Annotated in this window: 22 protein-coding genes; 8 read left to right on the top strand and 14 right to left on the bottom strand. The window is 71.8% G+C overall.

Annotated elements, in window-relative coordinates; genetic code table 11:
• Positions 1–200: 200 nt before the first annotated feature.
• The 5 genes from HED23_RS11750 to HED23_RS11730 all read right to left on the bottom strand — a co-directional run bounded on the left by HED23_RS11750 (position 201) and on the right by HED23_RS11730 (position 6,963).
• Positions 201–1,340, bottom strand: coding sequence for an XdhC family protein (locus tag HED23_RS11750; protein WP_203183344.1), 1,140 nt, complete (start codon positions 1,338–1,340; stop codon positions 201–203).
• Between the two features lie 41 nt (positions 1,341–1,381).
• Positions 1,382–2,839: an NCS2 family permease gene (locus tag HED23_RS11745; RefSeq protein ID WP_203183343.1), complete on the bottom strand. Its 1,458-nt coding sequence runs from the start codon at positions 2,837–2,839 to the stop codon at positions 1,382–1,384.
• Between the two features lie 214 nt (positions 2,840–3,053).
• Entirely contained in the window at positions 3,054–5,471 is a 2,418-nt protein-coding gene (locus tag HED23_RS11740; RefSeq protein WP_203183342.1) for a xanthine dehydrogenase family protein molybdopterin-binding subunit, read from the bottom strand.
• 2 nt (positions 5,472–5,473) lie between these two features.
• The gene (locus HED23_RS11735) at positions 5,474–6,070 is read right to left on the bottom strand and encodes a (2Fe-2S)-binding protein (RefSeq protein WP_203183341.1); all 597 of its coding nucleotides are present in this window, start codon (positions 6,068–6,070) and stop codon (positions 5,474–5,476) included.
• Positions 6,071–6,072: 2 nt separating this feature from the next.
• The gene (locus HED23_RS11730; protein WP_203183340.1) at positions 6,073–6,963 is read right to left on the bottom strand and encodes an FAD binding domain-containing protein; all 891 of its coding nucleotides are present in this window, start codon (positions 6,961–6,963) and stop codon (positions 6,073–6,075) included.
• 291 nt (positions 6,964–7,254) lie between these two features.
• On the opposite strand from HED23_RS11730, the gene HED23_RS11725 reads away from it, so the two are divergent.
• Positions 7,255–8,970: a PucR family transcriptional regulator gene (locus HED23_RS11725; protein ID WP_203183339.1), complete on the top strand. Its 1,716-nt coding sequence runs from the start codon at positions 7,255–7,257 to the stop codon at positions 8,968–8,970.
• A 192-nt stretch (positions 8,971–9,162) separates the two neighbouring features.
• Positions 9,163–9,948: a hypothetical protein gene (locus HED23_RS11720; protein ID WP_203183338.1), complete on the top strand. Its 786-nt coding sequence runs from the start codon at positions 9,163–9,165 to the stop codon at positions 9,946–9,948.
• Positions 9,949–9,996: 48 nt separating this feature from the next.
• On the opposite strand, the gene HED23_RS11715 is transcribed toward HED23_RS11720, so the two are convergent.
• Positions 9,997–10,773 (bottom strand): GntR family transcriptional regulator, encoded by a 777-nt coding sequence (locus HED23_RS11715; protein WP_203183337.1) that lies wholly within the window; start codon positions 10,771–10,773, stop codon positions 9,997–9,999.
• Between the two features lie 145 nt (positions 10,774–10,918).
• On the opposite strand from HED23_RS11715, the gene HED23_RS11710 reads away from it, so the two are divergent.
• Together HED23_RS11710 and HED23_RS11705 are read left to right on the top strand one after the other, a co-directional pair.
• Entirely contained in the window at positions 10,919–11,767 is an 849-nt protein-coding gene (locus HED23_RS11710; RefSeq protein WP_203183336.1) for a (2Fe-2S)-binding protein, read from the top strand.
• Positions 11,768–11,972: 205 nt separating this feature from the next.
• Positions 11,973–13,058 (top strand): DUF2637 domain-containing protein, encoded by a 1,086-nt coding sequence (locus tag HED23_RS11705; protein WP_203183335.1) that lies wholly within the window; start codon positions 11,973–11,975, stop codon positions 13,056–13,058.
• 3 nt (positions 13,059–13,061) lie between these two features.
• Here the strand turns inward: HED23_RS11705 and HED23_RS11700 are convergent, their stop codons facing one another.
• Positions 13,062–13,472: an ATP-binding protein gene (locus HED23_RS11700; protein ID WP_203183334.1), complete on the bottom strand. Its 411-nt coding sequence runs from the start codon at positions 13,470–13,472 to the stop codon at positions 13,062–13,064.
• Positions 13,473–13,724: 252 nt separating this feature from the next.
• Here HED23_RS11700 and HED23_RS11695 point away from each other — a divergent pair, with 252 nt between their 5' ends.
• Together HED23_RS11695 and HED23_RS11690 are read left to right on the top strand one after the other, a co-directional pair.
• The gene (locus tag HED23_RS11695; RefSeq protein ID WP_203183333.1) at positions 13,725–14,123 is read left to right on the top strand and encodes a ribonuclease domain-containing protein; all 399 of its coding nucleotides are present in this window, start codon (positions 13,725–13,727) and stop codon (positions 14,121–14,123) included.
• A gap of 94 nt (positions 14,124–14,217) precedes the next feature.
• Positions 14,218–14,607 (top strand): barstar family protein, encoded by a 390-nt coding sequence (locus tag HED23_RS11690; protein WP_203183332.1) that lies wholly within the window; start codon positions 14,218–14,220, stop codon positions 14,605–14,607.
• Between the two features lie 27 nt (positions 14,608–14,634).
• On the opposite strand, the gene HED23_RS11685 is transcribed toward HED23_RS11690, so the two are convergent.
• From HED23_RS11685 to HED23_RS11655, 7 genes are all read right to left on the bottom strand, one after another.
• Positions 14,635–15,471 carry an ABC transporter ATP-binding protein gene (locus HED23_RS11685; protein ID WP_203183331.1) on the bottom strand — a complete coding sequence of 279 codons (837 nt, stop codon included), beginning with the start codon at positions 15,469–15,471 and terminating at the stop codon, positions 14,635–14,637.
• Positions 15,468–16,520 (bottom strand): FecCD family ABC transporter permease, encoded by a 1,053-nt coding sequence (locus HED23_RS11680; RefSeq protein WP_203183330.1) that lies wholly within the window; start codon positions 16,518–16,520, stop codon positions 15,468–15,470. The genes HED23_RS11685 and HED23_RS11680 overlap by 4 nt, the downstream gene beginning before the upstream one ends.
• Entirely contained in the window at positions 16,517–17,560 is a 1,044-nt protein-coding gene (locus HED23_RS11675) for a FecCD family ABC transporter permease (RefSeq protein ID WP_203183329.1), read from the bottom strand. The genes HED23_RS11680 and HED23_RS11675 overlap by 4 nt, the downstream gene beginning before the upstream one ends.
• Positions 17,557–18,594, bottom strand: a complete 1,038-nt coding sequence (locus HED23_RS11670; RefSeq protein ID WP_203183328.1) for an iron-siderophore ABC transporter substrate-binding protein — start codon at positions 18,592–18,594, stop codon at positions 17,557–17,559. Before HED23_RS11670 ends, HED23_RS11675 begins: the two co-directional genes overlap by 4 nt.
• A gap of 235 nt (positions 18,595–18,829) precedes the next feature.
• Positions 18,830–19,603, bottom strand: a complete 774-nt coding sequence (locus HED23_RS11665; protein ID WP_203187445.1) for a helix-turn-helix domain-containing protein — start codon at positions 19,601–19,603, stop codon at positions 18,830–18,832.
• Positions 19,604–19,949: 346 nt separating this feature from the next.
• Positions 19,950–21,692, bottom strand: a complete 1,743-nt coding sequence (locus tag HED23_RS11660; RefSeq protein WP_203183327.1) for a pyruvate dehydrogenase — start codon at positions 21,690–21,692, stop codon at positions 19,950–19,952.
• Between the two features lie 60 nt (positions 21,693–21,752).
• Complete coding sequence (locus HED23_RS11655) at positions 21,753–23,126, bottom strand: protein phosphatase 2C domain-containing protein (protein ID WP_203183326.1); 1,374 nt, start codon at positions 23,124–23,126, stop codon at positions 21,753–21,755.
• A 314-nt stretch (positions 23,127–23,440) separates the two neighbouring features.
• Here HED23_RS11655 and HED23_RS11650 point away from each other — a divergent pair, with 314 nt between their 5' ends.
• On the top strand, positions 23,441–24,427 hold the full coding sequence (locus HED23_RS11650; protein ID WP_203183325.1) for a helix-turn-helix transcriptional regulator: 987 nt from the start codon (positions 23,441–23,443) through the stop codon (positions 24,425–24,427).
• A 105-nt stretch (positions 24,428–24,532) separates the two neighbouring features.
• On the top strand, positions 24,533–25,015 hold the full coding sequence (locus HED23_RS11645) for a DUF456 domain-containing protein (RefSeq protein ID WP_203183324.1): 483 nt from the start codon (positions 24,533–24,535) through the stop codon (positions 25,013–25,015).
• Positions 25,016–25,058: the final 43 nt, after the last annotated feature.

Here is a 25,058-nt window from a genome sequence, read left to right as displayed (position 1 = left end):
GCTCACGAGGGCGACCGAGGTCGCTATGAGCAGAGCCCTGCGTCCCGCGCGAGCGGGTCTCGCCCGGCCGGGTACGGAGGAGAGGGAAAATGTCATGCAGCTGATCTACCGGTAAATCCGGGGCTGCGGACGGCTTCACGCCTGGCGTGAAGCCGCCGTGGCGGCAACCCGCCCGTCGTGACCGCTGCGGGTGGTCGGTATCAGGCCACCGGTGCGAGGGGTGTGCCGCTTTCATGGTGGATCGGGGTGTGTGCGCCCTTCAGTGGAAGGCCACTGCCCCCGCGCCGCTCGGCGACGATCTCCGCGGCGATCGAGAGGGCGGTCTCCTCCGGCGTGCGCGCTCCGAGGTCCAGCCCGATCGGCGAGTGCAGAGAGGCCAGTTGGCGCTCGGTGACACCCGCCTCGCGAAGCCGATCGTTGCGCTCCAGATGGGTGCGGCGCGAGCCCATCGCGCCGACGTAGGCGACCGGCAGCCGCAGAGCGAGCTCCAGGAGGGGAACGTCGAACTTGGCGTCGTGCGTGAGGACGCAGAGCACCGTGCGGGCGTCGACGCCGGTGGTGGCGAGATAGCGGTGCGGCCAGTCGACGACGATCTCGTCCGCGTCCGGGAAGCGGGCCGCCGTGGCGAAGACGGGGCGCGCGTCGCAGACGGTGACGCGGTAGCCGAGGAAACGGCCGGCCCGCACCAGGGCGGCGGCGAAGTCGATGGCCCCGAAGACGATCATCCGGGGCGGGGGGACGCTCGATTCCACGAGCAGGGTGAGGGGGCTGCCGCAGCGGGAGCCGTCGGTTCCGACGACGGCCTCTCCGGTGCGGCCCGCGTCCAGCATGGCGCGGGCCTCGGCGGCTGCGTGACGGTCCAGCTCGGGATGCCCGCCGAGCCCGCCCTCGTACGTGCCGTCGGGGTGGACGAGCAGGGGGCGGCCGAGCAGTTCGTCCGGGCCCTCGGTGACGCGGGCGACCGCCGCCGCGGTCCCTCCGGCGGCGGCGGCGAACGCCGCGGCGAACACCGGACGCCCGGGGTCGTCCGCGCGCACCGGGGTCACCAGGATGTCGATGACGCCTCCGCAGGTCAGACCGACCGCGAAGGCGTCGTCGTCGCTGTAGCCGAAGCGCTCGCGGACGGTCGTGCCGTCCTCGATCGCCTGTCGGCACAGCTCGTACACCGCGCCCTCCACACACCCGCCGGAGACCGATCCGATGGCCGTGCCCTCGCTGTCCACGGCGAGTGCGGCGCCCGGCTGCCGGGGCGCGCTGCCGCCGACCGCCACCACGGTGGCCACGGCGAACGCGCGTCCCTGCCCGACCCACCGGTGCAGCTCTTCGGCGATGTCCAGCATGGCGTGTCTCCTTCGGATGCTGAGGTGCGGGGTTCCGTGGCTCAGCTGACGCCGAGCCAGCTCTCGATGGGGTGCAGGGCGAAGTACACGACGAAGACCAGCGTCAGGACCCACATGAAGGCGCCGACCTCGCGAGCCCTGCCCTGGGCCAGCTTGATGGCCGAGTACGAGATGACGCCCGCGGCGACACCGGTGGTGATGGTGTAGGTGAAGGGCATCAGGACGACGGTGAGGAAGACCGGGACCGCGACCGAGCGGTCCGCCCAGTCCACGTGCCGGGCGTTCTGCATCATCATGGCGCCGATGACGACCAGGGCGGCGGAGGCCACCTCGGCCGGCACGATCGCCGTGAGCGGGGTGAAGAAGAGGCAGGCGGCGAAGAAGAGCCCGGTGACGACGGAGGCGAGCCCGGTGCGGGCGCCCTCGCCGACGCCGGTCGCCGACTCGACGAACACGGTCTGCCCCGAGCCCCCGGCGACACCGCCGATCGCACCGCCCGCACCGTCGATGAACAGCGCCTTCGACAGGCCGGGCATCCGGCCCTTGTCGTCCGCGAGCTTCGCTTCCGTGCCGACGCCGATGATGGTGGCCATCGCGTCGAAGAAGCCGGCCAGGACGAGCGTGAACACGATCATGCCGACCGTCATCACGCCGACGTCGCCCCAGCCGCCGAACTCGACGTTCCCGAAGAGTGAGAAGTCGGGTGAGGAGACCGCGCTGCCCTTCAGCTCGGGCGGGCCGCTGCTCCACGACTTGGGGTCGATGTCACCGACGGCGTTGACGACGATAGCGGCCAGGGTGCCGACGACGATGCCTATCAGGATCGCGCCGGGGACGTTGCGCGCCTGCAGCATGAAGATCAGCAGCAGGGTCACGGCGAAGACGAGGACCGGCCAGCCCACGAGTTCACCGGCGGGGCCCAGCGAGAGGGGCGTCGCCGTCCCCTTGTGGACGAAGCCGGCCTTGAAGAGGCCGATGAGGGCGATGAAGAGACCGATCCCGATGGTGATGCCGTGCTTCAGCGCGAGCGGGATCGCGTTCATGATCATCTCGCGGAGGCCTGTGACGACCAGCAGGCAGATCACCAGCCCGTAGATCACGCACATGCCCATGGCCTGCGGCCACGTCATGGCCGGTGCGACCTGCGAGGCGAGCACGCCGGAGACGCTCAGCCCGGCGGCGAGCGCCAGGGGCACCTTGCCGACGAAGCCCATCAGCAGGGTGGTCGCGGCAGCCGCGAGGGCGGTGGCGGTGATCAGCCCCGACTGGCCGAGCAGCTGACCGTCGACGTCCTCGCCGCCGAGGACGAGAGGGTTGAGCAGCAGGATGTACGCCATGGCCATGAAGGTCGTGACGCCGCCGCGCACTTCGCGCGCGACGGTCGATCCGCGTTCGGATATGTGGAAGTACCGGTCGAGCCAGGACCGTCCGGCGGGGACGCGCGAGCCGGGGCCCGCTTCCTCCGCGCTCGTCCTGGGTTCCACGGACTGCTGGGTCATGTTGCCTGACTCCCAAGGTTCACAGGGGCACCCGCGTGGAGCTCTCTTGACTGCGGGATTTGGGATGACTGCGAGGCGCACGACCCGGGGGACGGCCCGAGGCGAACTCTTCGTACAGATCGAGTGGTTGAGCTGTGACTCCGGACGGCGCGCGGCGCGGGGACGTGTGACGTCCACGGCAGTCACGCACCGCCCGGAGTGATTTGATGGTCCGTCAGGTACCGGTGATGTGCTCGGGGCGCACCGGTGTCCTGTTGAGCTCCAGGCCCGTCGCGTTCCGGATCGCCGCGAGGACGGCCGGGGTGGACGACAGGGTGGGGGCCTCGCCGATGCCGCGGAGCCCGTACGGGGCGTGGTCGTCGGCGAGTTCGAGCACATCGACCGGGATGGTCGGGGTGTCGAGGATGGTGGGGATCAGATAGTCGGTGAAGGACGGGTTGCGCACCTTCGCCGTCCTTGGGTCGACGATGATCTCCTCCATGACGGCGACACCCAGCCCCTGGGTGGTACCGCCCTGGATCTGGCCCACGACCGACAGCGGGTTGAGCGCCTTGCCGACGTCCTGGGCGCACGCGAGCTCGATGACCTTGACCAGGCCGAGTTCGGTGTCGACCTCCACGACCGCGCGGTGCGCGGCGAAGGAGTACTGGACATGGCCGTTGCCCTGTCCGGTGCGCAGGTCGAAGGCCTCGGTGGGCCGGTGGCGCCACTCCAGCTCGACGTCGACCGCCTCCTCCTCCAGCACATCGGCCAGCGAGGCGAGCACCTCGCCGCCGTCGGTGACGACCTTGCCGCCCTCCAGGAGGAGTTCGGCGGTCGCCCAGGCGGGGTGGTAGGTCCCCAGCTTGCGGCGGCCGATCTCCAGGACCCGTTCCCGGACGGCCTCGCAGGAGTTCTTCACCGCGCCACCGGTGACGTACGTCTGCCGTGAGGCGGAGGTGGAGCCGGCAGAGCCGACCTGGGTGTCCGCCGGGTGGATGGTCACCTGGCTGACGCCCAGTTCGGTACGCGCGATCTGGGCGTGGACGGTGACGCCGCCCTGTCCGACCTCGGCCATCGCGGTGTGCACGGTGGCGACCGGTTCGCCGTTGATGACCTCCATCCGCACCCGGGCGGTGGAGTAGTCGTCGAAGCCCTCGCTGAAACCGACGTTCTTCAGCCCGACGGCGTATCCGACGCCCCGCACGACACCCTCGCCGTGAGTCGTGTTGGACAGGCCTCCGGGCAGGGCGCGTACGTCGACGGAGCTGCCGTCCGCGTCGGCCGAGAGCCACTGCTGCTCGGGCGGCAGGGGCCTCGCCTTTACGCGGCGCAGCAGTTCGGCGACCGGGGCCGGCGAGTCGACGCGCTGGCCGGTGGGGAGCAGGGTGCCCTGTTCCATGGCGTTCAGCTGCCGGAGTTCGACCGGGTCCATGTCCAGGGCGGCGGCGAGCTTGTCCATCTGCGCCTCGTAGGCGAAGCACGCCTGGACCGCGCCGAAGCCGCGCATGGCGCCGCAGGGCGGGTTGTTGGAGTAGAGGGCGATCGCCTCGATGTCGACGTCCTCGACCACGTACGGTCCGACCGCGAGCGAGGAGGCGTTGCCGACGACGGCAGGGGACGCGGAGGCGTAGGCGCCACCGTCCAGCACGATCCGGCACTTCATGTGGGTGAGCTTGCCGTCCCTGGTGGCCCCGTGCTCGTAGTGGAGCTTCGCGGGGTGGCGGTGGACGTGCCCGAAGAAGGACTCGAAGCGGTTGTAGACCATCTTGACGGGCTTGCCGGTGCGCAGCGCCAGCAGGCACGCGTGGATCTGCATCGACAGGTCCTCGCGTCCGCCGAAGGCGCCCCCGACCCCGGAAAGCGTCATGCGGACCTTGTCCTCGGGGAGGCCGAGGACGGGCGCGATCTGGCGGAGGTCGGAGTGCAGCCACTGGGTGGCGACGTACAGCTCGACGCCGCCGTCCTCGGACGGCACGGCGAGGCCCGACTCGGGGCCCAGGAAGGCCTGGTCCTGCATCCCGAAGACGTAGTCCCCGGTGACGATCACATCGGCGCGTTCGGCGGCCGCGTCGGCGTCGCCGCGGACGATGGGCTGGCGGTGGACGACGTTGGGGTGCGGGACATGGCCGATGTGGTGGTCGGTGCGGCCTTCGTGGACCAGGACCGCGTCGGGGGCGGTCGCGGACGCCTCGTCCGTGATCAGCGGCAGCTCGGCGTAGTCGATCTTGATCTTCGCGGCCGCGCGGCGCGCGGTCTCGGGGTGGTCCGCGGCGACGAGCGCCACGGGTTCGCCGTGGTGGCGGACCTTGCCGTGCGCGAGGACGGGGGTGTCCTGGATCTCCAGCCCGTAGTTCTTCATCGCGGCGGGCAGGTCGTCGTAGGTCAGGACGGCGTACACACCGGGTGTGGCCAAGGCCTCGCCGATGTCGATGGAGCGGAGCTCGGCGTGCGCGACGGTGGAGCGGAGCGTGTGGCCCCACAGCATGTCCTCGTGCCACATGTCCGAGGAGTACGCGAACTCACCGGTGACCTTGAGGGTTCCGTCGGGGCGCAGGGTGGATTCCCCGATGCCGCCCCGGGTCTTGGAGCCCTGGGTGATCTTCGTGGGGGTGCCGGCCGGTACGGACGCGGCTCGTGGGTGCAGCGCCATGGCTATCGGACCGTCTCTTCCTGACGGGCGGCCGCGAGGCGGACCGCGTCGAGGATCTTCTCGTAACCGGTGCAGCGGCAGAGGTTGCCCGAGAGTGCCTCGCGGATGTCCTGGTCGGACGGGGAGGGCTGCGTCTCCAGGAGTTCGTCGGCGGCGACGAGCAGACCGGGGGTGCAGAAGCCGCACTGCACCGCGCCCGCGTCGATGAACGCCTGCTGGATCGGGGAGAGTTCCGCCGCGTCGGCGCTCTGTCCGTCGGAGGGCCTGGCCTGCCACCGCTGGGCGGCGTCGAGCGAGGTGCCGCAGGTGCCCGCGGCGCAGCCGGCGCCGGGGTGGGAGTCGTCGCGGTGCCTGGCGTAGTCCGCCAGCCCCTCGACGGTGACGATCTCGCGGCCCTCCGCCTGGCCGGCCGCGACGAGACAGGAACAGACGGGCACACCGTCGAGGCGGACCGTACAGGAGCCGCATTCGCCCTGTTCGCAGGCGTTCTTGGAACCGGGGAGGCCCATGCGCTCACGCAGGACGTACAGGAGGGACTCGCCCTCCCAGACGTCGTCGGCTTCCTGCTTCCGGCCGTTGACCGTGAAGTTCACTCGCATGATCAAGCAGCTCCTTCGAGGGTGCGTCCCGCTCCGCGGTACTGCTCCCAGGTCCAGCCCAGCGTCCGGCGGGCCATGATGCCGACGGCGTGCCGGCGGTAGGCGGCGGTGCCCCGTACGTCGTCGATGGGGTTGCAGGCCCCGGCGGCGAGCTGGGCGAACTGCTTGGCCACGGACGGGGTGATGATCTTTCCGCTCTCCCAGAACCCGCCCTCCTCCAGCGCGGCGTTCAGGAAGTCCTCGGCCTCCTTCGCCCGTACGGGGGTGGGTGCGGCCGAGCCGATTCCGGTGCGCACGGTGCGGGTCCCGGGGTGGAGCGCGATGCCGAAGGCGCAGACGGCGATGACCATCGCGTTGCGGGTGCCGACCTTGGAGTACTGCTGCGGTCCGTCGGCCTTCTTGATGTGCACGGCCCGGATCAGCTCGTCCGGGGCGAGGGCGTTGCGCTTGACGCCGGTGTAGAAGTCGTCGATCGGGATCATCCGCGTCCCCCGTACGGACGCGGCTTCGACCTCCGCGCCCGCGGCGAGCAGCGCCGGGTGGGCGTCCCCGGCGGGCGAGGCGGTGCCCAGGTTGCCGCCGACGCCGCCGCGGTTGCGGATCTGCGGCGAGGCGACGGTGTGCGAGGCGAGGGCGAGCCCGGGGAGCTCGGTCCGCAGGTTCTCCATGACGGCGCTGTACGGCACGGAGGCCCCGAGACGCACGGTGTCCGGGCCGACCTGCCACTCGGACAGCTCACCGATGCGGTTCAGGTCCATGAGGTGTCCGGGCCGCCGGTGGTCGAAATTGATCTCGACCATCACGTCGGTGCCTCCCGCGATGGGCACAGCCGTCGGGTGCTCGGCCTTGGCGGCGAGCGCCTCCTCCCAGCTGGCGGGGCGAAGGAAGTCCATGAGTGGCTCTCTTCTTCTTCTCGATCGGGTCGTTCGGCTGGGGCTGGGGACGGCCGGCCCGTCGGCCTGCCCGCCTTCGACGGGGGCCGTTCCTGTGTTGTTGACGCGGTGTGTGGCCCAGTACACAAGGCTTGCTCCACTCGGTGCAGTCACCGAAACCATGAAGGAATTGGCTGGCCCCCGTCCCGGTCTTGTAGATTCGAACGAATGGCGGACACCGGTAACCTCACCGCAATTCACAGGTCACCCCCGCTGACCCCGCACCAACGAAGAGATCGGCGGCAATCGACGATGCGGCTGCGCGCACTGCTGGACACCGAGGCGCTGGGCCTGCGGCTGCTCGGCGGCGAGGACGAGCTGGACCGTTCGGTCCGGGGAGTCATGACGACCGACCTGCGCGATCCCAGCCGCTACCTCTCCGGCGGGGAGCTGGTCCTCACGGGGCTGGCCTGGCGGCGGGACTCGTCGGACTCGGAGCCCTTCGTCCGGATCCTGGCGAATGCCGGGGTGGCCGGCCTGGCGGCGGGTGAGGCCGAGCTCGGGGCCGTCCCCGACGATCTGGTCGAGGCGTGCCTGCGGCACCGGCTGCCGCTGTTCGCGGTCGACGAGACCGTGGCATTCGCGACGATCACCGAGCACGTGGTGCGCCAGGTCTCCGGCGAACGGGCGGGCGACCTCGCCGCGGTCGTGGACCGCCATCGCAGGCTGATGACCTCGGGCCCGGCCGGTGGCGGCCCCGAGGTGGTCCTCGACCTGCTCACCTCCGACCTGGACCTGCGTGCCTGGGTGCTGTCCCCCACGGGCCGGCAGATCGCCGGAGCGGGCGAGACGCTGCCCCCGCACGTCGGAGCCGAACTGGCGGGTCGGCATCTCGCGGCCACCCGCACCGGCCGCCCCGGTCCGCACCGGGCGGAGGTGGGCGGCACGGCGTATTCGCTGTTCCCGATCCGGAACACCGGGCGGGGGACCGCGCCCGCCCCGTCCCGCGACGTACGGGAGTCCGTGCTGTCCGACTGGCTGCTGGCCGTGGCTGCCGACGCGGACGACTGGCCGGCGCCCCGGCTGGACCTGCTCCAGGGCGTCACCCAGCTGATCGCCGTCGAGCGGGACCGCCGCGACGCCGCCCGCGCGGTACGCCGCAGACTGGCCCAGGAGGTCCTGGAGCTCGTCCAGACGGGTGCCGCCCCGGCCGAGATCGCGGCCAGGCTGCGGGTGGCCGCACCGGTCCTGCTGCCGGGGCTCGGAACCGCGCCGCACTGGCAGGTCGTGGTGGCCCGGGTCGAGTGGGCGGCCGAGGATACCGACCTGTCCGGCGGCCGGGCCGCGCAGGCCCTGCTGGAGGAGATCCTCGTCGACCCGGCGGTGACGGGCCCGGACTCGGCCGACCGGATCGCCGTGGCCCACACGGGCGAGGACGCGATCGCCCTCGTGCCCCTGACCTCGCGCACCCCGCCGGACACCGACGAGGCCGACGCCTCGAAGGAGCCGGGCGCTCCGGAGCGGCAGGACACCGCGCTGCACGCCGACGCCCTGCTCGGCGCCGTCCGCGCTCCGCTCTCCGCCGGCCTCGCGGAGGACGGCCGTCTGACACTGGGTGTCAGCGCGGCCGTGCATTCCGCCGAAGGGCTGCGCGGCGCGCTGGAGGAGGCCCGGCACGCCCGCAGGGTGGCCGCGGCCCGGCCCGGCCCGGTCTGCGCGGCAGGCCACCACGAGCTCGCCTCGCACGTCCTGCTGCTGCCGTTCGTCCCGGACGACGTGCGCCGCGCCTTCACCGCGCGGCTCCTGGACCCGCTGCGCGACTACGACCGGCGTCACCGCGCGGAGCTGATCGAGACGCTGGAGGCCTTCCTGGACTGCGACGGCTCGTGGACCCGCTGCGCGGCCCGTCTGCACCTGCACGTCAACACACTGCGCTATCGCGTCGGACGTATCGAGCAGTTGACGGGACGTGACCTCTCGCGCCTGGAGGACAAGCTCGACTTCTTCCTCGCCCTGCGTATGAGCTGACTTCCCGGGCGTAGCAAAGCCGTCCGGGGCTTCAGGTGATTGTGAAATCTTTCACCTGACATTGATCCCACCCCTTGGCCCGGCGTGCCATTCCGTGCTGAGATGCGCGCAGACCCTGGCCGACCGGCGGTTGCCGGCCGGCCTCCACAGCTCGAAGGCGCGCTCGGGGAGGGCAACGTGGCGCATACCGCCATGTCTGGTTCCGGAACGACAGCAGATGACGATCCGCCGCTCCAGACCGCGGTATGGCGGCTGCGCTCACGAGCCTGCTGGACGGACGCGGCCGCGCTGCTCGAACCCTGGGCGGCCACCGATCCCGCGGCCGCTCTCCAGCGGACCTCGCTGCTGACCGAGCGGTGCCTCTACACGGGCACCGGCTGGACCGACGCCGAGGACGCCCTGCGCACCGCGGAGGCGCTCGCGCACGACGACTCCGAGCGCGGGGCTGCCGCCTGCGAGCGCGGCTATCTGGCCTATGCCTCGACCCTCCTGGGCGCGCGCGACCGGGCCGACGAGGCCAGCGTGGCGCTCAGCCGGGCCGCGGCCCTGCTCTCCCCGGCGGCCCCCGGCCGCCCCCTGCTGGACTTCCGGCGGGGTCTGATCGCCCAGAACATCGCGGACTCCCCCCAGTCCGCCCGCGCCGCCTACCGCAGGGCGCACGCGGGTGCCACGGCCCGGGGTGACGAGCTCCTGCTCTCCTTCACCTGGCGGCACATCGCGTCGCTCGCCCTGCGCGAGGGTGAGCTGGCGGAGGCACGGCACGGCTTCGCGGAGTCGCTGCGGATACGGGAGGAGCTGGGCTATCTCGTGGGCACGGCTCCGGCGCTCATCTCGCTCGCGGACGCCGAGCCGGAGCCCGAGGCGGCCGCCCGGCTGCGCGCCGAGGCGGGCCGGCTGTTCCGGCTGCTCGGCGGCGTACCGACCTGGCTGGCACCCCGGCTGGAGCCACCGGACCCGGGGACGGCGGAGGCGAACTGACCGGCCGGGCGGACACGGCCGGGGCCCCGCCCCGCCCGTCCCTCGGCCTCAGACGTCCGCGCCGTTGAAGTGTTCGCGTACGAGGGACCGCACCACCGTGAGGTCCATGGCGATGAGCGCGTCCAACAGCGCGGTGTGCTCCGAGGCATCGGCGACCAGGTCGGCCCGACGGCCACCCTGGCCGTCGGCCGGCGGCCACTGGGACCGGCGGTGCAGGTCGTCCGCGACCGCCACGAGCTGCTGGTTGCCGGACAGCGCGAGCACGGCACGGTGGAAGGCGCGGTCGCTCTCCGCGTACGCCGCCCGGTCGCCGACGGCGGCCGACGCGACCGTGGCGTCGGCCAGGGGGCGCAGCGCGCACCAGCCGGCCGGGGGGACGGTGCGGGCGAGGCGCAGCATGACGGGGACCTCGATCAGGGCGCGGACCTCGGCGAGCTCCGCCAGCTCGCGGGGGCCCCTCTCGCTGACGCGGAAGCCGCGGTTCGGCACGACCTCGACCGCGCCCTCGACGGCCAGCCGCTGCATCGCCTCACGCACGGGGGTGGCGGACACACCGAAGCGGGCGCCGAGCGCCGGAGCGCTGTAGACCTCCCCGGGGGCGAGCTCGCCGCCGACGAGCGCGGCGCGCAGCGCGTCCAGGATCTGGCCGCGCACGGAATGCCGCTGGACCACACGGGGGGCGGGGGGCTCGCCGTGGGTGTACTCGCCGTGGATGTGCTCGCCGTGGATGTGCTCGCCGCGCGCCTGCTCGGGCACGCGGACGTCCGGCGGGGTGCCCGCGGACACGTACGGCCGCACGTCCTCACGCGCTCTGCCCTGCTCCACCGGTACCTCCTCCGACTGGCGGGCCGACTCGCGTGCGCCTGGCCCCCTGTGCACGATAGGCGGAGCGGCCCGCAGTTCAAACACCGATCACTTCGGGTAAGGTAAGGCTTACCTGCCAAAAAGATCGTGATTCGGTGGTCCTTGAATGACCGTGCCCGCTCTGCTCGCCGCCACAGCCCCGTCCCCGCTGACGGCGGCGTACGCACGTCTGGCCGACGTCTTTCCCGGGCTGCGCGCCGAGGTGCTGCCCGATGACGTCCCGGCGCCCTCGGGCAGCGGATGGGTCGGCGCCGCCGAGCTCGCGGCGGGCGGTGCGGCGCTGGACGACTTCCTGGCCTGGGACGAGGCGCAGGTACTGCGGGACTACGGCATGCAGGCCCGCCCCGACGTGGTGGCGAGCTTCGGGCTGCACCGCTACGCCTGGCCCGCCTGCCTCCTGGTGACCCTCCCGTGGTTCACGCACCGCAGGGTGCCGAGGATCCCCGTCGCCGACGTCGCGTTCCACCGCGGCCTGGGCCATCTGACCCTCCGCGTCAGCGAGTTCGCCTGCCTGCCCGACGACCCGGCCGCAGAGCTGCCCGGCGCCCGGATCGTCCCCGACGAGCAGGCCTTGCGGGCCGAGGTCCTGGACTCCGTCGCACAGCACATCGGCCCGGTGCTGGACGGCTTCCGGCCACGCATGCGGCGCGGCAAGCGGGCACTGTGGGGCATGGCGACCGACGAGATCGTCGAGGGCCTCTGGTACGTCGCCCATCTGCTCGGCGAGGAGGGCCGGGCGATGAGGGAGCTGGAACTGCTGCTGCCGGGCACCACCAAGCCGTACGTGGGCACGGCCGGCTTCCGTGAGCTGACCGGACCCGACGGCGAATCGCTCCCGACCCGCGACCGCGCGAGCTGCTGCCTCTTCTACACCTTGCGACCCGAGGACACATGCGTCACGTGCCCGCGCACCTGCGACGCGGACCGTGTCCGGAGGCTGACGCCCGCCCCCTGAGCCGTACGGCGGCTCACACCACCCTGGCGGGCGACCGCAATCCGAACACGACCAGGCATGTTCGTGCGGACATTCGAAAAGATTCCGCCCAACGATGAGCCCGGCCACCCCGATGGCGTTCACTTGCCCCGAAACCCCCCTGAGCACGGCGGTATTTCCGTCACGATGGCGCCCGAAACGCCCTACGTGACGCAAGGGACCGCGCATGAGACTGACCGATATATCGCTTGACTGGCTGCTTCCGGGCGCCGTGCTGCTCGTGGGGGTCATGGCGGCGGTGACGGTGGTCGCGCGCGGAAAGCGCGCCGCTGAGAAGGCCGCGGCCGACGACAGCTGGGAACGCAGCGAGGAGCGCCGCAGGCGCAAGGAGGCGCTCTACGCGACCGCCTCGTACGTCCTGCTGTTCTGCTGCGCCGCGGTCGCCGCCGCCCTCTCCTTCCACGGGCTCGTCGGTTTCGGCCGGCAGAACCTCAGCCTCTCCGGGGGCTGGGAGTACCTCGTGCCCTTCGGCCTCGACGGGGCCGCGATGTTCTGTTCGGTGCTCGCGGTGCGCGAGGCCAGCCACGGGGACGCCGCACTGGGCTCCCGGCTGCTGGTGTGGACGTTCGCCGGGGCCGCAGCCTGGTTCAACTGGGTGCACGCGCCGCGCGGGATGGACCACGCGGGCGCCCCGCACTTCTTCGCGGGGATGTCCCTCTCCGCGGCCGTCCTGTTCGACCGGGCACTGAAGCAGACCCGTCGTGCGGCGCTGCGCGAGCAGGGCCTGGTGCCCCGCCCGCTGCCGCAGATCCGGATCGTGCGGTGGCTGCGCGCCCCCAGGGAGACCTTCGGCGCCTGGTCGCTGATGCTCCTCGAGGGCGTACGCACCCTGGACGAGGCGGTGGACGAGGTACGCGAGGACCGCCGGGAGAGGGAACAGGACCGGCACCGCAGAAGGGACCAGGCGAAGCTGGACCGAGCCCGCATCAAGGCTCTGAACCGGCAGAACCGGGCCTGGGGGCGGGGCTCCAGGACCGGCCGCCAGGTGGACGTCCAGGCCATCGCCCCGGCACCGGGCGGCGGCCAGCCGGCCGTCGCGGAGCCTGCCATAACAGAGCCGGGACAACTGCCGCTGCGCCCCCGGCCATCCCTGCAAGCCGTGAACCGCTCGAACTCCAGGAGTACTTCGGCACAGACAACGAGCGGTGACCCCGCGACCGTCGACCTCACCGCCGAGGACGACACCCAGGCCCTGCCCCGGCTCGACTCGCTGGAGCAGAAACTGAAGGACCTGGAGCAGCAGTTCGGCTGAGCGTCAGGCCTTCCCGGCCTCGAGCTCGAACCAGACGATCTTGCCCAGCGCCTGCATCGTGACCCCCCAGGAGTCCGCCAGGCTCTGCACGAGGAGCAGTCCCCTGCCGTGCGTACCGTCGTCGGCGTTCGGTACGTACGGCGCGGGCTCCTGCCCGGTCACGAAGTCGCGCACCTCGACCCGCAGGCGCGCGGGCGCTGAGGTCACTGTGACCACGGCGCCGTTCCTCGTATGGATGAGGGCGTTCGTCACCAGCTCGCTGAGCAGGAGCTCCGCCACCTCGGTCTCCTCGGGCCGGCGGCGAGAGCGCAGGAACTCCCGCAGCGCCGCGCGTATCTCCCCCACGCCCGACAGATCCGCGTGCCCGAGTCTGCGGTGCAGCCGCACCGGCGGGCTCTCCTGTCGTTTCGTCATGTCCCCCGTACGCACGCTGGATCGGCCTCCCCGAGTTCCTTTTCGTCACGTCATGTCTCGAACGCCTTCACGGGATGCATGCCCCACTGACGAGCGGTCACGCGTCATCAGGCGTCAACATATGAACGAGCGGTTGCACAAGCCCAGGCGCACGACCGGCGCGTTACGTTTCCGTACTCACGGTTAACTTCCAAAAAATTCACTCGTGTTGGCGTTGACGGATGGGGATCTACGCGCGTCATCATGGTGGACATGCGAATCCCCCCACGGATCACCACGCTCGGCGGCATCGCCGCCCTCCTGTCCGTCCTCTTCGTCGGCGGGCCGGTCACGGCATCGGCCGCGACGTCCCCCTCGACCGCCGCGGTCGGCAGCGTCTGTCACTCCGCGCTGCCCGCCCAGGCCCACGACACGCTCGACCTCATCGACGCGGGCGGTCCGTTCCCGTACGAGCAGGACGGCACCGTCTTCCAGAACCGGGAGGCCCTGCTGCCGGGTCAGAGCACCGGCTACTACCACGAGTACACGGTCATCACCCCCGGATCCTCGGACCGCGGAGCCCGCCGGATCGTGACGGGTGAAGAGGCCGAGGAGGACTACTACACCGCGGACCACTACGAGTCCTTCGACCTGGTCGACCACGACTGCTGATCCACACCCGAGGGCCGGTCCGCGCCGTAGTCCCCCACCTGCGGCGCGGACCTCCGGACGGCATCCGGGAGAGACCCGCTTGTACGCTCCACGCATGACCGTGACCTATGTGATCGACGGCTCCGGGATCACCGGCCTGGACAGCTTCTGGGATGCGATCGGCGAGGCGGTGAACGGCCCCGGCGGCTACTTCGGCCGCAGTCTCGACGCCTTCGCGGACTGCCTCGGCGGCGGATTCGGCACCCCGGACGACGGGTCCTTCGTCATCGAGTGGCGCGACCACGCCGCCTCCGCCCGCGCGTTGGGCCACGAGGAGACCGCCCGCCGGCTGGAAGCACTGCTCCCCCGCGTGCACCCCACCAACCGGGAGCGCGTCGGGCTGGAGCTGACCGAGGCCCGGTCCGGCCTGGGGCCGACTCTCTTCGATCAGCTGGTCGAGATCATCACGGACCGGACCGGACCCGGGACGCTACGGCTCGTGTGAGCCACCGGCCCCTGCGCGGCACACGTGTCAGCCCCGCACCTCCACGGCCGCAGGAGCGGTCTCCGCCCGGACGTGGTGCCGGCCGATGGGGAGCATCAAGGGCCTCCCGGAGACCGGGTCCTCGATGATGCGGCTCCGGAGACCGAACACCGTCTCGACCGTCCCCTCGGTCAGAACCTCTGCCGGGGAGCCGGCGGCATGGATGCTCCCCGCCGCGATCGCGATGAGGTGATCCGCGTACCTCGCTGCCAGATTGAGGTCGTGCAGGACCATCACGACGGTCGTGCCCCGCGTCCGGTTCAGGTCGGTCAGCAGGTCGAGCACCTCGATCTGATGACTGGCGTCGAGGAACGTCGTGGGCTCGTCCAGCAGCAGCAGATCGGTCTGCTGCGCCAACGCCATGGCGATCCAGACCCGTTGGCGCTGCCCGCCGGACAGCTCGTCCACGGTGCGGTCGGCGAGCTCCGCCGTCTGCGTGGCCTCCAGGGCGGACGCCACAGCGGCGTCGTCCTTCTCACTCCACCGGGTGAGCACACCCTGATGGGGGTGGCGCCCACGGCCCACCAGGTCCAGCACCGTGATGCCTTCGGGCGCGATCGGTGACTGCGGCAACAGGCCCAGTGTGCGAGCGAGTTCCTTGGCCGGCATGCGGTGGACCCGCCTGCCGTCCAGGAGTACCCGGCCCCCGCGGGGCGCCAGCAGCCTGGACATCGAGCGCAGCAGCGTCGACTTCCCGCAGGCGTTCGCCCCGACGATGACCGTGACCTTGCCGGGAGGCACCGTCAGGTCGAGTGAGTCGACGACGACGCGGTCGCCGTAGCCGAGCGTCAGCGCCTCGGCGGTGAGCGTGTGGGACGTGGTCATATCGAGCCTCCGGCCCGGTGGGTGCGGACGATCAGGTAGACGAGGTACGGCGCGCCGAGCACACCGGTGACGACACCGACCGGGTAACGCGTATCAAAGGCGAACTGACCGGTGAAGTCGGCGACGAGCACCAGGAGCGCGCCGACCAGCCCGGCGGGCACCAGGAGGGAACCCCCCGCCCCGACCAGCCGGGCCGCGATCGGACCGGACAGGAACGCCACGAAGGCGATGGGGCCGGCGGCGGCAGTCGCGAAGGCGATCAGGCCGACGGCGGCGAGGATGAGGGTGATCCGGGTGCGCTCGACGCGGACCCCGAGGGCCGAGGCGGTGTCGTCACCGAGCCGCAGGGCGGACAGGTTGCGGCCCTGCGTCAGCAGGACGGGGGCCAGCACGACCAGGGCTGCCAGGGCGGGTACGGCCTGGTCCCAGCTCACGCCGTTCAGACTGCCGGTCAGCCAGCGCGTGGCCTCCTGGAGATCCCACTCGGCGGCCCGGGACAGCACGTAGGAGGTGATGCTGTCGAGCATCGCCGAGATCCCGATGCCGATCAGGATGAGGCGTGTGCCGACGACCCCGTCACGGAACGCCAGGGTGTACACGAGCAGGGCCACGACGAGGGCGGCGACGATCGCGAGCACCGACACCTGGGTCTCGTCGAGCGACAGAGTCACGATCGCGATGGCCGCGGCGGCACTCGCCCCCGCGCTGATGCCGATGACGTCGGGGCTGGCGAGCGGGTTGCGCAGCATCGTCTGGAAGGTGACGCCGGCCATGCCGAAGCTGAACCCGGCCGTCACCGCGAGCACGGCGCGTGGCAGCCGCAGCCTCCCGACGGTGAACGACGCTCCCGGCACCTGCTCCCCGAGGACGACTCCGATCACGTCACGGGGAGGGTAGAAGGTCTGCCCGGCCATCAGCGTCACGGCGAACGCGACGATGACGAGCACGGCGAGCACCAGCGCGATGAGGCGTCGCCGGGAGGCGTTCCTGACGCGTCCCCGGGTGACCTCTTGAAGGACGGACGGCCGGGGCACGGCTGGGGCGCTCACAGGGCACGCACTTTCTGACGGCGGACGGTGTAGATGAAGAACGGGGCGCCGATCAGCGCCGTGACGATGCCGACGTCGACTTCCGAGGGCCGTGCCACGATCCGTCCGACGACGTCGGCCGCTGTCAGGAGCACGGCACCGGTGACGGCGGAGAAGGGCAGCAGCCAGCGGTGGTCGACGCCCGCCATCAGCCGGCAGGCGTGCGGGACGACGAGTCCGACGAAGCCGATCGGTCCGGCGGCCGCCGTCGCGGCGCCGCACAGGACGACGGCTCCGACGGCCGCCGTGGCGCGGACGAGGGCGACCCGTTCGCCGAGTCCGGCGGCGACTTCGTCGCCCAGGGCGAGCGAGTTCAACGCCCGTGCGGAGAGCAGGCAGATCACCAGGCCGACGCCGAGGAAGGGCAGCACATGGCCGATGCGTTCGTAGGACGCGCCGCCGACGCCGCCGATCTGCCAGAGCCGGAAGGATCCCGAGATGTCGTTGCGGGGCAGGACGACCGCGGTGACCAGTGAGGCGAAGGCGGCTGAGGTGGCGGCGCCCGCGAGGGCGAGCTTGAGCGGGGTGGCGCCACCGCGCCCCAGGGAGCCGACGGTGTAGACGAACACGGCCGATAGCGCCGCTCCGGCCATGGCGACCCACACGTACCCGGTGGGCGACGTGAGTCCGAAGAACGCGACTCCCGTGACCACGGCCAGTGAAGCGCCCATGTTGACGCCGAGGATGCCCGGGTCGGCCAGGGGATTGCGGGTCACGCCCTGCATGACACCGCCGGCCAGGCCGAGCGCCGCACCGATCACCACCGCGAGCAGGGTACGCGGGATCCGCTTGGTGACGGCCGCCTGTTCCAGCGTCCCGTCCGCGCCTCCGAGCGCGCTCCAGACGTCGGCCCACGCGACGGTGCGCGAGCCGACGGCGACCGAGAGCACCGCCACCGCCGCGAGCGCAAGCAGGGTGAGCAGGAGCCACAGGAGCCGGACACGCGCCGGACGCCGCACCACGGCGGCGTCCGGCAGGTGTCGGGTGTCGGCCGTCGTCACTTGACCTTGTCCGCGGCCTTGGCGAGCTCGGCCACGTAGTCCTCCAGCACCCAGGAGATCGACAGCGGCGTGGGGTTCGCGGCGGTGGCCAGCGGGGCGCTGCCCGGCAGGAGGTAGACGGATCCGCGCTGGACGGCGGGAATCTTCGAGAGCAGCGGGTCCTTCTTCAGGGTTTCGAGCAGTTCGCCCTTGTCGTCGCCGTAACCGGTGATGATGTCGACGTCGTCGAACGCGTCGATCTGCTCCGCGCTCTTGGACAGCGCGAACTTGTCCGTGCCCTTGGACGCCTCGGCGATGCTGCCCGGGATCTTCAGGCCGAGGTCCTCGAAGAACAGGGTGCGGGTGTCGTTCGCCGTGTAGAAGCCGACCTCGCTCACGTCGTTGGGGTCGACGTGCGTCATGAACATCGCCGACTTCCCCTTCAGCTCGGGGTGCTTGGCGACGGTCTCCTTGATGTCGCCCTCGACCTCGCCGATCAGCTTGTCGCCTTCCTCGCCGAGCCCGATCGCCTTGCTGTTCATCCGGATGATCTCGCGCCACGGAGTGGCCCAGGCGGCCTTCGGGAAGGCGACTACAGGGGCGATGTCGCTGAGCGTGTCGTAGTCCTGCTGCGTAAGCCCGGAGTACGAGGCGAGGATGACGTCCGGCTTCGTGTCCGCCACCGCTTCGAAGTCGATGCCGTCGGTCTCGTCGAAGAGGACCGGGGTCTTGGCGTCCAGCTCCTTCAGCTTGTCCTCGACCCAGGGCAGGACTCCGTCGCCGTCGTCGTCACCGAAGTTCGCGGCGGCCATGCCGACGGGGACGACGCCGAGTGCCAGCGGCACCTCGTGGTTGGCCCAGTTGACGGTGGCCACACGCTTGGGCTCGGACGGGATGGTGGTCTTGCCCAGCGCGTGCTCGATCGTCATCGGGAACGCTCCCGAACCGGCCTCGCCGCTCTCGCCCTTCCCGGACTCGGACTCGCCGCCGCAGGCTGTGAGGCCCACCAGCAGGGCTGCCGCGACGGCGACTGCGCGAAGAGGGTGTGAACGCATGGATCCGTACTCCAGTTCAAGGATGAGCTGTGCCGGCCTTACCCGTCCGCGTCGAGCGGGACCGGGGCGTGGAGCGGTGTACCGGGGCGCGCAAGAAACTTAGGTAAGGCTTGGCTTTCCTTTGACCTTATGGAAGACCCACAGTTGTCGCAATCGACCCTTTCAGACAGGGCTTGTAGCGATCGGGACAGCATGGCCGTATCTCGCCCGGCGGTCCGCAGTCGTGTCCCCGGGTTCAGCGCGCCCGGAACGCCCCTGGCGTCAGCCCTGTCGTACGCCGGAAAGCCGCGCCGAAGGCACTCGCGGAGCGGTAGCCGACCTCGTCGGCGACGGCCTCGACCTCCCAGCCACGGCTGAGGAGTTCGACGGCGTGCTGCGCCCGGACACCGGCCACCCAGCGCGCGAAACTGGTGCCGGTCTCGGCGTTGAAGGCGCGGGTGACCGTACGGGTGCTCACACCCAGCTCGGCCGACCACTGGGACAGGGTCCGCCGGTCGCCCGGGTTCTCGCGAACGGCGTCGGCGATGGGGCGCAGCAGCGGGGAAGTCGGGACGTGGACCAGCAGTTCCCTGGTCGACGGAGTGAGCACGTCGAGCACCATCGCCTCGGTGGCCGCCCGGGAGGCGGGCGTGAGCGCGGCGTCGCCGAGCCTTTCCAGCAGCAGGCGGAGCAGCGGCGTGACCTCGACGGCCACGGGCACGTCGGACAGCGAAGGCGTGGTGGCGCGGCCGAAGAAGGTGGCCCGGAACCACGTCCCGGCCACCGCCGAGCCGGAATGCATGGTGCCTGCCGGCATCCACAGGCCCAGGGTCGGGGTGACCGTCCACGCCCGCGCGCCCACCACGGCCACGGAGGCGCCCTGCTCGTTCCAGAGCAGTTCGTCCCAGGGGTGGGCATGGGCGTTCCAACTGGTGTCACGGGCCACGACCTCTTCGTAGCCGTGTATGCCGAACGGCGCCCGTACCGCCCCCGGGTCCTGCGCCGGCACGGTGCGGGTCTCCCTGGTCACCACGCGACCACCGGACCACCGGCGGCAGGCGCCGAGGGGGCGCCGGTGTGGGGGATCAGTCGCATGCCCTCACATTATCGAGACGGCCTCACGCGCCCGTCCGGACCCCTGTCGAGACGGCCTCGCATGCCCGTCCGGACCCCTGCCGATCCCGGACGCGGTCCGGATTCCCGTTCAGGCGCGTTCGTCGTCGCCGGGCGGACACGCTTGTCCGGCGGACATGTTTCCCGGGCGGTCACGCTTGCCCGTCGCCGGGCAGGCGCGCTTGCCCGGCAGACACGTTCCGGGCCGTCCCCGGGCAGACCCGCCTGCCGGGCAGGGGGCGGAGGTGCCCCCTGCCCCTGGCTCACGGCCGCGGCACGTTGCGGAGGTTGGAGCGGGCCATCTGGAGCATCCTGCCGACCCCGCCGTCCAGGACGATCTTGCTCGCGGACAGCGCGAAGCCGGTGACCATGTCGGCACTGATCTTCGGCGGGATGGAGAGGGCGTTCGGGTCCGTGACCACGTCGACGAGTGCGGGCCCCTTGTGCTTGAAGGCGTCCTTGAGCGCGCCCTCCAGCTGCTTGGGCTTCTCCACCCGCACCCCGTAGGCGCCCGCGGCGCGGGCGATCGCCGCGAAGTCGGGATTCTTGTTGGTCGTACCGAACGAGGGCAGCCCCGCCACCAGCATCTCCAGCTCGACCATGCCGAGCGAGGAGTTGTTGAACAGGACGACCTTCACCGGCAGGTTGTACTGGACGAGCGTGAGGAAGTCGCCCATCAGCATGGTGAACCCGCCGTCGCCGGACATCGACACGACCTGCCGGTTCCGGTCGGTGAACTGGGCGCCGATCGCCTGCGGCAGCGCGTTCGCCATCGAGCCGTGGCTGAACGACCCGATCACCCTGCGCCTGCCGTTGGGGGTGAGGTAGCGGGCCGCCCACACGTTGCACATGCCGGTGTCGACGGTGAACACCGCGTCCTCGTCGGCGAGTTCGTCCAGGACGGAGGCGACGTACTCCGGATGGATCGGGACGTGCTTCTCGACCTTGCGGGTGTAGGCCTTGACGACGCCCTCGAGCGCGTCGGTGTGCTTCTTCAGCATGCGGTCGAGGAAGTTGCGGTCGGTCTTGACCTTCACCCGCGGGGTCAGGGAGCGCAGCGTCTCGCGCACATCGCCCCAGACCGCGAGGTCGAGCTTGGAGCGCCGGCCGAGGTGCTCGGGGCGCACGTCGACCTGGACGATCTTTACGTCGGTCGGCAGGAACGCGTTGTACGGGAAGTCGGTGCCCAGCAGGATCAGCAGGTCGCACTCGTTGGTGGCCTCGTACGCCGCGCCGTAGCCGAGGAGCCCGCTCATGCCCACGTCGTACGGGTTGTCGTACTGGATCCATTCCTTGCCGCGCAGCGCGTGGCCGACCGGTGCCTTCACCCGCTCGGCGAACTCCATGACCTCGGCGTGCGCGCCGGCCGTCCCGCTGCCGCAGAACAGCGTCACCCGTTTGGCCTCGTCGATCATTCTGCAGAGCTTCTCGATCTCCTCGTCACCGGGCCTCACGGAGGGCCGCGAAGTGACCAGGGCGTGCTCGATCGACTTCTCGGGGGCCGGCTGCGAGGCGATGTCGCCGGGCATCGAGACGACGCTGACGCCGCCGCGGCCGATCGCGTGCTGGATCGCCGTCTGGAGCAGCCTCGGCATCTGCTGCGGGTTGGAGATCATCTCGTTGTAGTGGCTGCACTCCTGGAAGAGCAGCTCCGGGTGGGTCGCCTGGAAGTATCCGAGGCCGATCTCGCTCGACGGGATGTGCGAGGCGAGGGCGAGCACCGGGGCCATGGAGCGGTGGGCGTCGTACAGGCCGTTGATGAGGTGGAGATTGCCCGGCCCGCACGACCCGGCGCAGGCGGCGAGCGTGCCGGTGATCTGGGCCTCGGCACCGGCGGCGAAGGCCGCGGTCTCCTCGTGCCTGACCTGGATCCACTCGATGGCGGAGTTGCGCCGGACGGCGTCGACCACGGGGTTGAGGCTGTCACCGACGACGCCGTACAGCCGTTTGACCCCCGCCCTCACGAGGATGTCGACGAACTGTTCCGACACGTTCTGCTTGGCCATGGGTGCGCACCCTCTCTGCCTCCGGCTGTCCGTGACTCCATCAACCCACGGCGTGCCCGGTTACGCCTCCCAGACCGCGGCGCTCGTACGGTCGTCGGCGTACCCCTTGGTCCTGAGCTGGGTGTCGGCCAGATAGGCGGGCAGCCCGGGCGGGCCGTCGGCGGCCCAGCGCCGGGCGAGCTCCCGGGCGAGCGCCGGCTCACCGCGCATCGGTTCGGCCAGGCCGTTACCGCAGAGCAGCAGCGTGTCCCCGGGCCGGGCGACGGAGGCGCGGAAGCGGAAAGGCTCGGCGGGCGACGGCGGTGGGTTCCCGGCGTACGGGGACGGGGGTGTGGTGATGTGCAGGTCCATCGTCAGCCGGTCCCCGCCCGGCCCCTCCTCGCTCGCGGCGTTGCCGGTCGCGGGGAGGACGGGATCGAGGTCCTGCCAGGCTCCGTCACGGAGGCGGAAGAGGCCGCCCGGGCCGATGCCGAAGAAGACCCGGATGCGGCACTCCGGGTCGGCGGAGAGCAGCAGACAGCGCAGGCCGGCGGTGTACGCGGACGGTTCGAGGCCGAGCTCGGCGGCGCGGGCACGCAGCTTGCCGTAGGTACGGTCGGTGAGGCGGTGCAGCCCCGACTTGAGGTCGCCCCTGCGCCCCGCCCTTATGTCGTCGGAGAGCCGGGCATGGCTGCGGGCGACGGCTCCGCCGATCCAGCGACAGGCGTCGGCCGCGGCGGGACGGGACTGTCCCGTCCCCCGGGGGCCGCCGCCGGCCACCGCGACCAGGACCAGGGCGCTGTCCCCGTCACCGAAGCGTGCGGTGAGGAGGGCGTCACGGCGGGGTTCGCCGCGGAAGCGCGCCGAGTCCCCGCGCACGGATGCGGCCCGCAGGGTGTACGCCCCGTGCCGGGCGCCGTCGACGACCGTGTCGGGGAGGAGGTCGTCGAGGTCGTCGGGGCCCGACGCGGGCAGTGCGGCCGGCTCGGAGTCATAGGTGGGGGGCCGGTCCCCGATGTGTCCCACGGCAGGACGTGCCGGCCCGGGTGCCTGCGCCTGTGGAGGCTCCGGCGAGGACTCCGCGGCAGGCGGCCCGGGGGGCGGGGGCCGTACGGCGAAGGTCTGTGGCCGGGAGGGCCCGGCGGGAGCCTCCCAGGGTGCGCGCCCGGCCGTGGCGGTGCGCGGGTGCGGCTCCGGCTCCGGCGCTTGGGGTTCCGGCGGCCCGCCCGCTTCCGCTTCCGTTTCGGCCGGGCGGGGTTGCGGCAGTGGCACCACCGTGACCGCGTCGTCCGCCCGCGCCGCCCCGGTGTCGCCCACGGTGTCGGACGCGGAGTCGAAGCGGGCGTCGAGGCTGTCGGCCGCGCCGCTCGGCCCGGTGTCCGGCGCGGCCTCGTCGTACAGCCTGCGCCACCAGTCGTCCTCGTGTGCGGCGGGCTTCTCCCCCTGCTGGCTCATGCCCATAGTGTCGACCGCTCGGGGCGTACGAGAACGGGTCATCCGGAAAACTGGCCCGGAATCTGCGTCCGCAAGGCAGATGACCCGCCGGACGTCCCCACCCCCCACGGGAAGGTCGCCCGGCGGGCCGGTCAACGAGTCGGCGCCGCCGCCCTCGGGGCGGTCGTCGCCGCGGTGGCGCCAGATTGTCAGAGTGACGGGTGCTACGGGGCATGATGGGCCGGGCGGGTTTACGCCGTGGCCGTTTTCCGCCACGGCACACCCCGCCCGACGAGCGCGGGAATGCGCGAGTACCGATCCGGGGAGGGCCGAGGATGCTGTCAGCGATAGGTCTCGACGAGAGACAGGAAGCGGCCTACCGCGCACTGGTCGCGGCGGGCGCCGCGGAGCTCTCCGATCTCGCGCGCCGGCTGTGCGTTCCGGAGGCCGACGCCGAGCGCGCGCTGCGGCGGCTGGAACAGCAGGGGCTCGTGGCCCAGTCCTCGTCACGGGCGGACCGCTGGGTCGCGGCGCCGCCGGGCGTCGCCCTGGGCGCGCTGCTGACCCAGCAGCGCCATGAGCTCGAACAGGCCGAGATCGCGTCCGCCCTGCTCGCCGAGGAGTACAGGGCCGAGGCCGCCGAACCCGCGGTGCACGACCTGGTGGAGGTGGTGACGGGCGCCAGCGCGGTCGCCCACCGGTTCCATCAACTGCAGCTGGGTGCCACGTCCGAGGTCTGCGCCCTGGTCACGGGGAAGCCGATCGCGGTCACCGGGATGGAGAACGAGTCCGAGGAACGGGCGGCGATGCGGGGCGTGTCCTACCGCGTGGTCGTCGAGCGCGACGTGCTCTCGCTGCCGTCCGGGATCGTGGAGCTGTCGGCGGCACTGAGCCGCGACGAGCAGTGCCGGGTGGTCGACCGGGTGCCGACGAAGCTGGTGGTCGCCGACGCCGCGCTGGCCATGGTGCCGCTGACCGGCCGGGGGGCCGAGCCGGCCGCGCTGGTGATCCACGCCAGCGGGCTGCTGGAGTCCCTGATGGGCCTCTTCGAGGCGGTGTGGCGGGACGCGATGCCGTTGAGGCTCGGCGGGAACGGGATCACCGAGGAGAACGGCCCCGGTGCGGACCCGACCGATCTGGAGATCCTCTCGCTGCTGCTGGCCGGTCTGACGGACGCGAGCGTGGCGAAGCAGCTCGACCTGGGTCTGCGAACGGTCCAGCGACGTGTGAAGGGGCTCATGGAGCTCACCGGGGTCACCACCCGGCTCCAGCTCGGCTGGCATGCGTACGAACGGGGCTGGGTGGCCCGCGCCCCACGCTGAACGCACCGGTGCCCCCTGCCCTCCGGCGGCTGACGCCCGCGACAACCGCCCCGGACGGAGCCGCGCTGACGGGCGGGACCCGGCGGACTCCGGCACGCTGGTCGAATGAGTGTGTGGCAGCTCGTTGCCGTCGGGGCGGTGATGCTGCTCGGCCTGGTCGGCGTACTGGTGCCGGGGGTGCCGGGGCAGGCGATCGTCTGGGCCGCGGTGCTTTGGTGGGCGCTGACCGACACGACGCCGGTCGCCTGGGGGGTGCTGATCGGTGCGACGTGCCTCCTGCTGCTGAACCAGGCCTTGAAGGCGCTGCTGCCGTCGCGGCGCCCGCGTGAGTCGGGGGCGCCGCGCAAGACGCTCATGGTCGGCGGGATCGCGGCGATCGCGGGCTTCTTCGTGATCCCCGTGGTCGGCGGGATCCTGGGATACGTCGGCGCGGTCTACGGCGCCGAACGCCTGCGCCTCGGCAGCCGGGCGGCCGGGTGGACCTCGCTCAGGTCGGTGATGCGGGCGACGGGGTACTCGGTGCTGGTGGAGCTCTTCTGCTGCCTCCTGGCGGTGGGTGCGTGGCTGGGAGCCGTCGTCTGGGGCTGAGGGCCGTGGGGTGTCCGGGCGGCCGCCCGGACACCCCACGGCC

The organism is Streptomyces pratensis (genome assembly GCF_016804005.1).
Taxonomy (GTDB): Bacteria; Actinomycetota; Actinomycetes; order Streptomycetales; family Streptomycetaceae; genus Streptomyces; species Streptomyces pratensis_A.
The sequence above is the reverse complement of the archived record's forward strand: the minus strand, read 5'-3'. Positions and strand labels throughout refer to the sequence as shown.